Annotated in this window: 1 protein-coding gene; it reads right to left on the bottom strand. The window is 34.7% G+C overall.

Annotated features, from left to right (window positions below; genetic code table 11):
• The coding region (locus AC2ETI_RS32740; protein WP_144653540.1) for a helix-turn-helix domain-containing protein at positions 1 to 222 on the bottom strand (222 nt) is incomplete at its 3' end.
• Between the last annotated feature and the right edge of the window lie 55 nt (positions 223 to 277).

Genomic DNA, 277 nt, shown 5'->3' with positions numbered 1-277 from the left:
GTTTTCAATCATAAAGTTTAGTACGTCTAGTTTAAATTGTTGTGTGTAATTTGTACATCGTTTTAGAAAAGCTTCCAGACCATTCTGTTTATATTGGTTTACCCAATTCAAAATGATTGTGTCACTTATACCGAGCGATCTACCCATTTCTCGATAACTTTCATTTCCGTTCAAATAACGTAGAACGATTTGTATTTTTTCATCAGCTGTAAATTTAGCCATAGAAAAACTGCACCCCCAATTGTTAGGCTGTGTCTAACAATTGGGGTGCAGTTCA

The organism is Rhodococcus sp. MurmanLake-1, from assembly GCF_056945715.1.
This window is presented reverse-complemented; position numbering and strand designations above follow the sequence as displayed.